Here is a 13,185-nt window from a genome sequence, read left to right on the forward strand (position 1 = left end):
CGCGTATCGACAGCGCGAGCGAGCGAGACGAGGCACCATGGCTCCCCTGCACTACGACTTCGTCATCGTCGGCGGTGGATCAGCCGGCAGCGCACTGGCCAACCGGCTCTCGGCCGACCCGGCGAACCGGGTGCTGGTCCTGGAGGCGGGGCGGTCGGACTACCCCTGGGACGTGTTCATCCACATGCCCGCGGCGCTGACCTACCCCATCGGCAGCCGCTTCTACGACTGGAAGTACGAGTCCGAGCCCGAACCCCACATGGGCGGTCGGCGCGTCTACCATGCCCGCGGCAAGGTGCTGGGCGGCTCCAGCAGCATCAACGGCATGATCTTCCAGCGCGGCAACCCCATGGACTACGAGCGCTGGGCCGCCGACCCCGGCATGGAGACCTGGGACTACGCCCACTGCCTGCCGTACTTCCGGCGCATGGAGAACTGTCTCGCGGCCGACCCCGACGACGAGTTCCGCGGCCACGACGGCCCGCTCGTCCTGGAGCGCGGCCCCGCCACCAACCCCCTCTTCGGTGCGTTCCTCGAGGCCACCGAGGAGGCGGGCTACGCGCCCACGGACGACGTAAACGGCTATCGGCAGGAAGGTTTTGCGAAGTTCGACCGGAATGTCCACCATGGACGGCGTCTCTCGGCCTCCAAGGCGTACCTCAAGCCGGTCCGCAAACGGCCCAACCTCACCGTCAAGACCCGCGCCTTCGTCAACAGGGTCCTCTTCGAGGGCAAGCGCGCCGTCGGCGTCGAGTACCGGCGCGGACGCGGTGCGCCGCAGCAGGTCCGGGCCCGTGAGGTCATCCTGTGCGGCGGCGCCATCAACTCCCCACAACTGCTCCAGCTCTCCGGCGTCGGCAACGCCGCCGAGCTGTCCGCCCTCGGCATCGAGGTCGTGCACGACCTGCCGGGCGTCGGCGAGAACCTGCAGGACCACCTGGAGGTGTACGTCCAGTACGGCTGCAAGCAGCCCGTCTCCATGCAGCCGTACATGGCGAAGTGGCGCGCCCCCTTCATCGGGCTCCAGTGGCTGTTCCGCAAGGGCCCGGCGGCCACCAACCACTTCGAGGCCGGCGGCTTCGCCCGCAGCAACGAGGACGTGGACTACCCCAACCTGATGTTCCACTTCCTCCCCGTCGCGGTCCGCTACGACGGCTCCTCGCCGGCCGGCGGCCATGGCTATCAGGTGCACGTCGGGCCCATGTACTCCGACGCCATCGGCTCAGTGAAGATCAAGAGCAAGGACCCGCGGGAGCACCCGGCGCTGCGCTTCAACTACCTCTCCACCGAGCAGGACCGCCGCGAGTGGGTCGAGGCGATCCGCGTGGCCCGCCGGATCCTCAACCAGCCCGCACTCGCCCCGTACAACGCCGGAGAGGTCTCGCCCGGGCCCTCCGTCGAGACGGACGAGGAGATCCTCGCCTGGGTCGCCAAGGAGGGCGAGACCGCCCTGCACCCCTCGTGCACCTGCAAGATGGGCACCGACGAGATGTCCGTGGTCGACCCGCTGAGCATGCGGGTGCACGGTCTCGAGGGGCTGCGTGTCGTCGACGCCTCGGTCATGCCCTACGTCACCAACGGCAACATCTACGCGCCGGTGATGATGATCGCGGAGAAGGCGGCCGACCTGATCCTCGGCAAGGAGCCGGCGGCGCCCTCCAAGGCCGCGTACTACCGCCACCGCGACGCCCGGAAGCAGGCCGGGTAGGCCTTGGGCGCCGAGGCCCTGCGGGCGCTGCTGGGCCGCGTCCGCTACGAGGTGCTGCCCGCGAAGGCGACCGAGGAGAAGGTCCTCGCCCATGTCCCGCGCGACGTCGTCGTCACCGTCACGGCGTCGCCGGTCAAGGGCCTGGAGCCGACGCTCGGCCTCACCGAGCGGCTCACCGCGCACGGCTACCGGGTCGTCCCGCACCTGCCCGCGCGGCTGCTGCGGGACGACACACACCTGAAGGACGTCGTCGAACGGCTGCGCGCGTTGGGCGTCGACGACGTCTTCGTCCCCGCGGGCGACGCCGACCCGCCGGCCGGTCCGTACGACGGGGCGCTGCCGGTGCTGCGCAGGCTGAGCGAACTGGGCAGCCCCTTCGCCCGGCTGGGGATCACCGGATACCCGGAGAGTCATCCGCTCATCCACGACGACATCACCATCCAGGCGATGTGGGACAAGCGCGCGCACGCTACGTACATCGTCAGCAACCTGTGCTTCGATCCGCGCGTGCTGGGTGACTGGATCGCACGCATACGGCGCCGTGACGTCACGCTGCCCCTGTATGTGGGCGTCGCCGGGCCCGTACAGCGGGCCAAGCTGCTGTCCATGGCGACGAAGATCGGGGTGGGGGAGTCCACACGCTTCCTGACCAGGCACGCGTCGTGGTTCCTGCGGTTCGCGACGCCCGGGGGATATGTGCCCGAGAGACTGCTCGGCCGCAGCGCGGACGCACTGGCCGCGCCGTCGGCGGGGGTTGCGGGCCTGCACGTCTTCACGTTCAACCAGGTCGCGGAGACAGAGAGGTGGCGCCGGGCCCTGCTCGACCGGCTCGGCTGAGTGCCGGCACCCGTATACGAACGCCCGGGCGGGGCTGGAATCCGGTGACTCCAGCCCCGCCCGGTATGCGCACACCGCCGCTCAGCGGAAGACCACGGTGCGGTTCCCGTCGACCATCACGCGGCTCTCCGTGTGCCACTTGACCGCGTGGGCCAGGACCTGTGCCTCCACGTCGCGGCCGACCGTCACGAGGTCGTCCGGGTCGAGGGAATGGTCCACCCGGACCACGTCCTGCTCGATGATCTGGCCCTCGTCCAGCTCCGGCGTCACATAGTGCGCGGTCGCGCCGACCAGCTTCACCCCTCGCTCGTACGCCTGCTGGTAGGGCTTCGCGCCCTTGAAGCTCGGCAGGAAGGAGTGGTGGATGTTGATGGCGCGGCCCTCCAGTTCCTTGCACAGGTCGTCGGAGAGGACCTGCATGTAGCGGGCCAGCACCACGAGGTCGACGTTCACCTCCCGCACCAGCTCCAGCAGGCGTGCCTCCGCCTCGGGCTTGGTCTCCCGGGTCACCGGGATGTGGTGGAAGGGGATGCCGTAGGTCTCCGCCAGGGACTCGAAGTCACGGTGGTTGGAGACGATCGCCGGGATCTCGATGTTGAGGGCGCCGGTGCGGCAGCGGAAGAGCAGGTCGTTCAGGCAGTGGCCGAACCGGGACACCATGATGAGCGTCCTGGTCGGCGTCGCGGCGTCCCGGAGGGTCCAGGAGATCCCGTGGGCCTCGGCGACGGGGCCGAATCGGTACCGCAGGTGTTCCAGACCGGTGTCCGGATCGGACACGTCGAAGTGGACCCGCATGAAGAAGCGGCCCTGGATCCGGTCGTCGAACTGCTGGCTCTCCAGGATGTTTCCCGAGTTCCTGACGAGGAAGCCGCTCACTGCGTGGACCAGTCCGGCCCGGTCCGGACAGGAGAGGGTGAGGAGGTACTCACGGCCGGATTGCGGTCTAGGGGACATGCGCAGGCCTCCGTTGGTGCGTAATACACAACTTGGTGAGCGATACGCAACATAGTTCAGGCTGGGACTGTCGGCGGTCAAGAGAGGGACATTCGGCCCTTGTGAAAACGCCGGGACCCCTTGACGTATCTCGGCGCGTCGGTCAGGGTTCCTCCACAAGCAATTCGATGCACGATGCGCAACGAATTTCGGTCGAAGGGCTCCGCTCGTGGCAGACCTGTATGTGGACGGAGAATGGCGCGAAGCGGTGGCCGGAGGCCACCGGGAGATCCGCTGTCCGGCGGACGGCACGCTGGTGGCGACAGTGTCCGAGGGGACCCGCGCCGACACCGGCGCCGCGATCGCCGCGGCCCGCCGGGCCTTCGACGAGGGCCCCTGGCCGCACACCCCCGAACGCGAGCGCGGCGCACTGCTGTTGCGCACCGCCGACCTCATCGAGCGCGACGCCAAGGAGTTCGCCCGCGCCGAGTCGCTCGACACCGGCAAGCGTCTGGTGGAGAGCGAGTACGACATCGCCGATGTCGTCTCCTGCTTCCGCTACTACGGCGGCATCGCCGGCACCAGCGCCGGCCGGGTGATCGACACCGGCCGCGACGACGCCCTCAGCCGGGTGACCTACGAGCCCGTCGGCGTCTGCGGACTGATCACCCCGTGGAACTACCCGCTGCTGCAGGCCTCCTGGAAGGTCGCCCCCGCCCTCCTCGCGGGCAACACGGTCGTGCTCAAGCCCAGCGAGCTGACGCCCTCCACCTCGATCCTGCTGATGCGGGCCCTGGACGAGGCCGGGCTCCCGGCCGGCGCCGCCAATCTCGTGCTGGGTGCCGGAGCGGAGGCGGGCGCGCCGCTGTCCGAGGACCCGGCCGTGGACATGGTGTCGTTCACCGGAGGCCTCCAGACCGGCCGGCACATCATGGCCACCGCCGCCGCGACGGTGAAGAAGGTCGCGCTGGAGCTCGGCGGCAAGAACCCGAACGTCGTCTTCGCCGACGCGGACTTCGAGACCGCCGTGGACTTCGCGCTCACCGCGGTCTTCCTGCACTCCGGGCAGGTCTGCTCGGCCGGCGCCCGGCTGATCGTCGAGGACTCCCTGCACGACGCCTTCGTCGACGAACTCGTGCGCCGCGCCCGGCAGATCCGCCTCGGCGGGCCGTTCGACGCCGAGGCCGACACGGGTGCGCTGATCTCCGCGCAGCACCGGGAGAAGGTCGAGGCGTACGTCGCGGCCGGCCTCGCCGAGGGCGCCGTACTGCGCTGCGGCGGCGAGCGCCCCGACGACCCCGCGCTGGCGAACGGCTTCTACTACCCACCCACCGTGCTCGACGAGTGCCGGCAGGACATGCGCGTGGTGCACGAGGAGTCCTTCGGCCCCGTGCTCACCGTCGAGCGGTTCAGCGACGAGGACGACGCCGTCCGTATTGCCAACGACACGGAATACGGACTTGCCGGAGCCGTCTGGACGCAGGACGCGGGCAAGGCCCAGCGGGTCGCGCGCCGGCTGCGTCACGGCACGGTGTGGATCAACGACTACCACCCCTACGTGCCGCAGGCGGAATGGGGTGGGTTCGGGCACTCGGGCGTGGGCCGGGAGCTGGGACCGACCGGTCTGGACGAGTACCGAGAGCCCAAGCACGTCTGGCAGAACATCCAACCCCGGCCGCAGCACTGGTTCCGCGGCTGAACGCCGAAAAGAGGTCGATCGTGACCCCAGCACAGACCGAGGTGTCGCAGCGGCGCGACACGTCCCAGGACCCCCAGGACCGCACCCCGGTCATCTCCGTGCGCCGGCTGTGGAAGGTGTTCGGGCCGAAGGCCGACCAGGTGCCGGACTCCGAGGAGTTGTGCGGTCTCACCCGCCGTGAGCTCATGGACCGCACCGGATGCACCGCCGCCGTGCGCGATGTGCACTTCGAGGTGTCGCCCGGTGAGGTCTTCGTCGTGATGGGCCTGTCCGGCTCCGGCAAGTCCACCCTGGTGCGATGTCTCACCCGGCTGATCGAACCCACCGCGGGCGAGATCGTCTTCGAGGGCGAGGACATCCGCGGCGCCGACCCCAAGCGGCTGCGCGATCTGCGGCGCAACAAGTTCTCCATGGTCTTCCAGCACTTCGGTCTGCTGCCCCACCGCAGGGTCGTCGACAACGTGGCCTTCGGCCTGGAGATCCGCGGCATGGGCAAGGCGGAACGCACCAAGCGGGCCATGGAGGTCGTCGAACTGGTCGGCCTGGCCGGCTACGAGAACTCCTACCCGGACCAGCTCTCCGGCGGTATGCAGCAGCGCGTCGGTCTCGCCCGCGCCCTCGCCGGCGACCCGGACGTCCTCTTCTTCGACGAACCGTTCTCCGCGCTCGACCCGCTGATCCGCCGCGACATGCAGAACGAGGTCATCCGGCTGCACCACGAGGTCGGCAAGACCATGGTGTTCATCACCCATGACCTCTCCGAGGCCCTCAAGCTCGGCGACCGCATCCTCATCATGCGCGACGGCAAGATGGTCCAGTGCGGCACCGGCGACGAACTCGTCGGGGCCCCCGCCGACGACTACGTACGGGACTTCGTGCAGGACGTGCCACGCGGCGACGTCCTCACCCTGCGCTGGATCATGCGCCCCGCCGAGCCCGACGACGCCCTCGACGGACCCGAACTGGGCCCGGACGTCGTGGTGCGCGAGGCCACCCGCGCGGTGCTGGCCGCCGAGAAGCCGGTCAAGGTCGTCGAGAACGGCAAACTGCTCGGCATCGTCGGCGACGAGGAGATCCTCTCCGTGGTCGCCGGACAGCAGGGCGGTGCGTGATGGCCGTCGCCGCCGACGCGACCGCGCCGGTCGCGCCCCTGCGCAGAAAGGTCAGCCGGCCCATGGTGCTGGCGGCGATCCTGATCGTCTGGCTGGTGCTGTTCGCCGCGCTGCGCGGCCGACAGACGCTGACCCTCGCCGCCGCCGACCTCACGGCTCTGCACCGCTGGCTGAACGACGTCAACGACACGATCGGCGCCAACCGCAACTCCAACCCGCTCTTCCTCTACTTCTTCAATGAGATCCGCCTGGTCATCGACAACCTGGTGACCTTCATCCAGTCGCTGATCTCCCAGCCTGCCGACGGCCGTCCACTCCCGCAGATCGGCTGGCTCGGCATCGTCGGACTCACCGGCTACGTCTCCTGGGCCGTGGGCAACTGGCGGGTCGCCCTGCTGGCGGTGGCCGGCTTCACCCTCCTCGGGCTGCAGGGCCTGTGGCAGGAGAGCATGGACACGCTGGCGCTGACCCTGTCGGCGGTCTTCGTGGCCCTGCTCATCGGAATCCCGCTCGGCGTGTGGGCAGGCCTCTCCGACCGGTTCAACCGGATCATGACGCCCTTCCTGGACTTCATGCAGACGATGCCGACCTTCGTCTACCTCGCCCCGCTGACCCTGTTCTTCCTCATCGGCGGCGCCTCCGCCACGATCACCACGGTCATCTACGCGGCACCGCCCGCCATTCGCATCACCGCGCACGCCATCCGCTCCGTACCGGAGACCACCGCGGAGGCGGCCGACTCGCTGGGCACCACGCGAACACAGCAGCTGCTCAAGGTCCTGCTGCCGTTGTCCAAGCGCACCGTGGTCATGGGCATCAACCAGACCATCATGGCCGCCCTGGCCATGGTGACCATCGCCGCCCTGATCGACGCTCCCGGACTCGGCAAGACCGTCGTCCAGGCGCTGCAGTCGCTCGACGTCGGCACGGCCTTCAACGCCGGTCTCGCCATCGTCGTCATGGCCATCGTCCTCGACCGGGTCACCACGGCGGCGGCCGCACGCGACGAGGCGGCCCGGCGCTCGGGCGACCGCTTCCTGAAGTGGCGCCGGCCGCTGCTGGCGGCGGGCGGAGTCGCGGCGGCCGTCCTGGTCTATCTCTCGCACACCTACGTCTGGGCGGCCGAGTTCCCTGGCGAGGGCAGCACCGGAAGCCACATCGCGAGCGCGGCCGACACGGCCACGACCTGGATGCAGGACCATCTGTCGGGCATCACCAACGCCTTCCGGGACGCCATCACCAACGGTCTGCTCAACCCGTTCCAGACCCTGCTCACCGACTCCCCGTGGTGGCTGGTCGCAGCGGCCCTGGTCGGCCTCGGCGTGGTGCTCGGCGGCTGGCGCGCCGGGGTGACCGTGGCCGTGTGCGTGGGCCTGCTGGTCGGCACCGGACTGTGGTCGGACAGCATGACGACGCTGGCCTCGACCGTCGTGGCGACCGTGCTGGTCATGGTGCTCGGCGTCGCCTTCGGCGTGTGGATGGGCCGCAGCGCGCTGGTCGACCGGGTCGTCCGGCCCACCCTGGACGCGGCACAGGTCATGCCGCCGTTCGTCTATCTCGTGCCGTTCCTCGCGCTCTTCGGCGCCACCCGGTTCACCGCCATCGTCGCGGCCGTCGTCTACGCCGCGCCCGTCGCGATCAAGATCATCGCCGATGGGGTGCGGAACGTGCCGGAGACCACCGTGGAGGCGGCCTCCTCCGCCGGGTGCAACACCTGGCAGATCATCACCAAGGTTCAACTGCCGATGGCACGCAGCGCCCTGACTCTCGCGACCAACCAGGGTTTGATCTACGTGCTGTCGATGGTTGTTGTGGGCGGCCTGGTAGGGGCCGGCGCCCTCGGCTACGACGTCGTGGCCGGATTCTCGCAGGGCGAGCTGTACGGGAAGGGACTGGCGGCGGGACTCGCCATCGTACTGCTCGGAGTCATGTTCGACCGGATCACTCAGGCTGCGGCGCGACGCACCAGGGCATAAGGAGCAGGACACCATGGCAAGACACTGGCGAGCCGGCGCGGCCGGCCTGGCCGTCCTCGGCCTCACCCTCACGGCCTGCGGAGGGGCGAAGGTCGGCGACAGCTCGTCCGCGGGCGGATCGAAGAGCTCGGGCGGCAAATGCGGCACCTTCAACCTCGCCGTCAACCCGTGGGTGGGCTACGAGGCGGACGCGGCGGTTGTCGCGTACGTCGCGCAGCACGACCTCGGCTGTACGGTCAACAAGAAGGACCTGAAGGAAGAGATCGCCTGGCAGGGCTTCGGGACCGGTGAGGTCGACGCCGTCCTGGAGAACTGGGGCCACGACGATCTGAAGAAGAAGTACATCACCCAGCAGAAGACCGCCGTGGAGGCCGGGCAGACCGGCAACAAGGGCATCATCGGCTGGTACGTGCCGCCGTGGCTGGCCAAGGCCCACCCGGACATCACCGACTGGAAGAACCTCGACAAGTACGCGTCCAACTTCAAGACCTCCGAGTCGGGCGGCAAGGGTCAGCTGCTCGACGGCGACCCGTCGTACGTCACCAACGACGCGGCGCTGGTGAAGAACCTGAAGCTGGACTACAAGGTGGTGTACGCGGGCAGCGAGACCGCGCTCATCCAGGCCTTCCGCACGGCCGAGAAGAACAAGCAGTGGGTGATCGGCTACTTCTACGAGCCGCAGTGGTTCCTGTCCGAAGTGCCGCTGGTGAAAGTCAACCTGCCCGCGTACAAGACGGGCTGCGACGCCGATGCGGCCAAGGTCGCCTGCGACTATCCCGTGTACAAGCTGGACAAGATCGTCAGCACGAAGTTCGCCAACTCCGGCAGCCCGGCGTACGACCTGGTGAAGAAGTTCAACTGGACGAACGACGACCAGAACACCGTGGCCAAGTACATCGCGGTGGACAAGCTGTCCGACGAGGCGGCGGCGAAGAAGTGGGTCGAGGCGAACCGCGACAAGGTGGACGCCTGGCTGAAGTAGGGCCGGGACTTCGGCCGGTGGACGTAGGGGGGCGACCGGGTTTCCCGGCCCCGCCGCCCCTACCCACCCCCTCCTCCGGGGCTCCGCCCCTTCACCCCCGCACCCTCCGGGGACTTGGTCCCCTGCATCCCCGGAGGGGCTCGGCCTGCGGCCGCTGGTGGGGGCTGGTCGTGTACGTCTGACGGGATTTCGCCCGCGTACTACGCCGGGTGTCCGCCTGCGGCTCCCGGCGGGCAGCACGTCTCGTGCACTCTTCGCGGGGATTCGCCTCCGTACCCTGCTGGGCTCGGCCTGCGGCCGCTGGTGGAGGTCGGCTTCCCCTGTACCTCGTGGCGGGTTCCGCCGTTGCACCCTGCTGGGTGTCCGCGTGCGGATCCTGGCGAGGACTGTGCCCGCTGCACTCCTGGCGGGGCTTGGCCTGCGTGCCTTGGCGGGGCTCGGCCTGCGGCCGTTGGTGGAGGTCGGCTTCCCCTGTACCTCGTGGCGGGTTCCGCCGTTGCACCCTGCTGGGTGTCCGCGTGCGGATCCTGGCGAGGACTGTGCCCGCTGCACTCCTGGCGGGGCTTGGCCTGCGTGCCTTGGCGGGGCTTGGCCTGCGGCCGTTGGTGAGGACTGGGCCGCCTGTACCTGTGGCGGGGTTTCGCCTGCGTCCTGTGCCGGGGTGCAGCCTGTGGTCCCCGGTGGGGCTGCGCCGTCTGTATCCCTGGCGGGGCTCCGCCTCCGGGCCGTGCCGGGTCTGCGCCTGCGGCTTCCGGCGGGGATTACGTCTCGTGCACCCTTCGCGGGGCTTCGCCCCCGTACCCTTCCGGGGCTCGGCCCGCGGCCTTCGGCGGGAGTTGTGTCCGCTTGGCCCTGCGCGGGGTTTCGCCTGCGCACCTTGCCGGGGCTCGGCCCGCGGTCCCCGGCTCGGGGGTGCGCCGCCTGCAACCCTGGCGGGGATTGCGCCCCCTGCACCCTTCGCGAGGCTGAAACCTCGCACCCTGCCGGGCTGGGCCCGCGGCTCCCGGTGGGGATTGCGTCCGCTGGAACGGTCTTTGCGGGGCTTCGCCCTAGTAACCCGCCGAGGCGCTGCCTGGGGACCAAGGCGGGGCTGGCTTCCCCTGTGTGCCCCACGCCCTGCCAGGGCTTCCCGGCGGCCCCCTGAACCCGCGCGTTCGAGGACAAGGCCGTTCAGGCCCAGGCGGGGGTCTGGGGGCGGCAGCCCCCAGGGACGGGACGGGCAGGGGCAGCGCGGGCGAAGACCACGCCCGCGGCAACCACGCACGTTCCGACGAGGCCCGGCACGCTGTCGACACAGCCTGCCGGGCCCCGTCGCGTCCGGCCCCGCTCCCGCCCCCGTTTCCGGGCTGTTCACCGACGTACTGCACCCCCTTGACACCCCTCCTCGGGGACAGGCACATTGAGTTGCGCAACCTGAATCAAGTTGCGCAGACAGCAACTGGACTGTTTCAAGTTCGGAGGTTGGGCGATGGCGGGACCCCGAGTGGTCATCATCGGAGCGGGCGTCGTGGGAGCGGCCCTCGCCGACGAGATCTCCGCACGAGGCTGGACCGAAGTGACCGTGGTCGACCAGGGCCCCCTTCCGGCAACCGGGGGTTCCACCTCGCACGCGCCGGGCCTGGTCTTCCAGACGAACCCCTCCAAGACCATGACGGAGCTGGCCCGCTACACCGTTGAGAAGTTCTGCTCCCTCGACGTCGACGGCAAGCCCTGCTTCCTGCAGGTCGGCGGCCTGGAGGTGGCGACCACCCCCGAGCGCCTCGCCGAGCTGCACCGCCGCCACGGCTGGATCACCGCCTGGGGCATCGAGGCCCGCCTGCTCACCACCGAGGAGTGCGTGGAGCAGCACCCGCTCGTCAACCGCGACAGGGTCCTCGGCGGCCTCCTGGTCCCCACCGACGGCCTCGCCAAGGCGGTCCTCGCGGTAGAGGCGCAGATCCGCCGCGCCACCGAGCGAGGCGTCCGCTTCCTCGCCCGTCACGAGGTCCTCGACGTGCGGCAGAGCGAGGGCCGCGTCACCGGCGTACTGACCGACCAGGGCGAGATCCCCGCCGACATCGTCGTGTGCTGCGCCGGCATCTGGGGACCGAAGATCGCCCGCATGGTCGGGATGAACCTCCCGCTCACCCCGCTCGCCCACCAACTCGCCTGGACCGGCCCGGTTCCGGCCCTCGCCGGCCAGACCGAGGAGGCGGTGCGCCCGATCCTGCGCCACCAGGACGCCGACCTCTACTACCGCGACCGCTTCGACGGCATCGGCATCGGCTACTACGGCCACCGCCCGATGCCCGTCTCCGCGGACGACATCCTCTCCGTGGACGAGGCCGACCAGATGCCCTCGGTCCTGAAGTTCACCGAGGAGGACTTCGAGGACGCCTGGACCGAGACCCAGTCCCTCCTGCCCTCGACGAAGGAGGCCAAGGTGGAGGAGGGCATCAACGGCCTGTTCTCCTTCACCACCGACGGCTACCCGCTGCTCGGCGAGTCACCGGAGGTCAAGGGCTTCTGGGTCGCGGAGGCCGTGTGGGTCACCCACTCCGCCGGCGTCGGACGTGCCGTCGCCGAGTGGCTGGTCGACGGCTACTGCTCGTCCTTCGACCTGCACGAGTGCGACGTCAACCGCTTCGAGCCGCACCAGCTCTCCCCGGAGTACGTACTGGCCCGCGACTGCCAGAACTTCGTCGAGGTCTACGACATCCTGCACCCGCTCCAGCCCTCCGGAAAGCCGCGCCCGATCCGCACCAGTCCCTTCCACGCCCGTCAGCAGGAACACGGCGCGTTCTTCCTGGAGGCGAACGGCTGGGAGCGCCCGCAGTGGTACGAGGCCAACGCGGGGCTGGTCGAAGGCCGCTCCATCCCCACCCCGAACGACTGGGCCGCACGGTACTGGTCGCCCATCGTCGGCGCCGAGGCCCAGACCACCCGTGAGACCGTGGCGATGTACGACATGACGGCCCTCAAGCGCCTCGAAGTGAGCGGCCCCGGCGCCGCCGCCTTCCTGGAGCGGCTGGCCACCGGCAAGGTCGACAAGTCCGTCGGCTCCGTGACGTACACCCTGCTCCTGGACCACGACGGCGGGATCCGCAGCGACGTCACCGTCGCCCGGCTGGCCCGCGACCTCTTCCAGGTCGGCGCCAACGGCAATCTCGACCTCGACTGGTTCACCCGCCACCTCCCTGCCGACGGATCCGTCGCGGTCCGCGACATCACCCCCGGCACCTGCTGCATCGGCCTGTGGGGCCCGCTCGCCCGCAAGGTCCTGCAGCCGCTCGCCGACTCCGATTTCTCGGGCGACGGCCTGAAGTACTTCCGCGCCAAGCGCGCTCACATCGGCAGCGTCCCCGTCACCGCGATGCGGCTGTCGTACGTCGGTGAACTCGGGTGGGAGCTGTACACCACCGCCGACCTGGGCCAGAAGCTCTGGGACACCCTCTGGGCCGCGGCCGAGCCGCTCGGCGGCGTCATCGCGGGCCGCGGTGCCTTCAACAGCCTTCGCCTGGAGAAGGGTTACCGCTCCTTCGGCACCGACATGACCTACGAGCACGACCCCTACGAGGCCGGCGTCGGCTTCGCCGTCAAGCTCGACAAGGACGACTTCATCGGCAAGGCCGCACTCGAACGCCGCAAGGCCGACGTCCGCCGCAAGCTGACCTGCCTCACCATCGACGACCCCCGGTCCGTCGTCATGGGCAAGGAGCCGGTGTACGACGGCGACCGCGCCGTCGGCTACGTCACCAGCGCCGCCTACGGCTACACGATCGGCAAGGGCATCGCCTACGCCTGGCTCCCGGCCGAACTCGGCACACCCGGCACCACGGTGCACATCGGTTACTTCGACCGGCGCTTCGAGGCGGTCGTCGCCGAGGAGCCCCTGTTCGACCCGACCATGTCCCGCCTGCGCGGCTGATACACCGCGAGAGCTTCGAGGGAAGGAACAC

8 protein-coding genes are annotated in these 13,185 nt (G+C 69.7%); 7 read left to right on the plus strand and 1 reads right to left on the minus strand.

Features of this window, described 5'->3' with window-relative positions; all coding sequences use genetic code 11:
• The first annotated feature begins 37 nt into the window (after window positions 1-37).
• Together betA and Q8A52_RS46910 are read left to right on the plus strand one after the other, a co-directional pair.
• Window positions 38-1,708, plus strand: coding sequence for a choline dehydrogenase (gene betA, locus Q8A52_RS46905; protein WP_316764496.1), 1,671 nt, complete (start codon window positions 38-40; stop codon window positions 1,706-1,708).
• 3 nt (window positions 1,709-1,711) lie between these two features.
• Entirely contained in the window at window positions 1,712-2,545 is an 834-nt protein-coding gene (locus Q8A52_RS46910) for a methylenetetrahydrofolate reductase (protein ID WP_316764497.1), read from the plus strand.
• Window positions 2,546-2,626: 81 nt separating this feature from the next.
• Here the strand turns inward: Q8A52_RS46910 and purU are convergent, their stop codons facing one another.
• The gene (gene purU, locus Q8A52_RS46915; RefSeq protein WP_316764500.1) at window positions 2,627-3,499 is read right to left on the minus strand and encodes a formyltetrahydrofolate deformylase; all 873 of its coding nucleotides are present in this window, start codon (window positions 3,497-3,499) and stop codon (window positions 2,627-2,629) included.
• A gap of 208 nt (window positions 3,500-3,707) precedes the next feature.
• Here purU and Q8A52_RS46920 point away from each other — a divergent pair, with 208 nt between their 5' ends.
• The 5 genes from Q8A52_RS46920 (at window position 3,708) to Q8A52_RS46940 (ending at window position 13,154) form a co-directional block, all read left to right on the plus strand.
• Entirely contained in the window at window positions 3,708-5,177 is a 1,470-nt protein-coding gene (locus tag Q8A52_RS46920) for an aldehyde dehydrogenase family protein (RefSeq protein WP_316764503.1), read from the plus strand.
• A gap of 20 nt (window positions 5,178-5,197) precedes the next feature.
• Window positions 5,198-6,289: a quaternary amine ABC transporter ATP-binding protein gene (locus Q8A52_RS46925; protein WP_316764505.1), complete on the plus strand. Its 1,092-nt coding sequence runs from the start codon at window positions 5,198-5,200 to the stop codon at window positions 6,287-6,289.
• Window positions 6,289-8,265, plus strand: a complete 1,977-nt coding sequence (locus Q8A52_RS46930; RefSeq protein ID WP_316764508.1) for an ABC transporter permease — start codon at window positions 6,289-6,291, stop codon at window positions 8,263-8,265. Before Q8A52_RS46925 ends, Q8A52_RS46930 begins: the two co-directional genes overlap by 1 nt.
• Before the next feature lie 13 nt (window positions 8,266-8,278).
• Window positions 8,279-9,247 (plus strand): ABC transporter substrate-binding protein, encoded by a 969-nt coding sequence (locus Q8A52_RS46935; RefSeq protein WP_316764510.1) that lies wholly within the window; start codon window positions 8,279-8,281, stop codon window positions 9,245-9,247.
• Window positions 9,248-10,715: 1,468 nt separating this feature from the next.
• Complete coding sequence (locus tag Q8A52_RS46940; protein WP_316764513.1) at window positions 10,716-13,154, plus strand: GcvT family protein; 2,439 nt, start codon at window positions 10,716-10,718, stop codon at window positions 13,152-13,154.
• Window positions 13,155-13,185 lie beyond the last annotated feature (31 nt).

The sequence above is a fragment of the Streptomyces herbicida genome, from assembly GCF_032656585.1.
Taxonomy (GTDB): domain Bacteria; phylum Actinomycetota; class Actinomycetes; order Streptomycetales; family Streptomycetaceae; genus Streptomyces; species Streptomyces herbicida.

Coding starts and splice junctions, on each gene's coding strand:
- betA (WP_316764496.1), top strand. CDS start 38: ATGGCTCCCCTGCACTACGACTTCGTCATCGTCGGCGGTGGATCAGCC.
- purU (WP_316764500.1), bottom strand. CDS start 3,499: ATGTCCCCTAGACCGCAATCCGGCCGTGAGTACCTCCTCACCCTCTCC.
- Q8A52_RS46930 (WP_316764508.1), top strand. CDS start 6,289: ATGGCCGTCGCCGCCGACGCGACCGCGCCGGTCGCGCCCCTGCGCAGA.
- Q8A52_RS46935 (WP_316764510.1), top strand. CDS start 8,279: ATGGCAAGACACTGGCGAGCCGGCGCGGCCGGCCTGGCCGTCCTCGGC.
- Q8A52_RS46940 (WP_316764513.1), top strand. CDS start 10,716: ATGGCGGGACCCCGAGTGGTCATCATCGGAGCGGGCGTCGTGGGAGCG.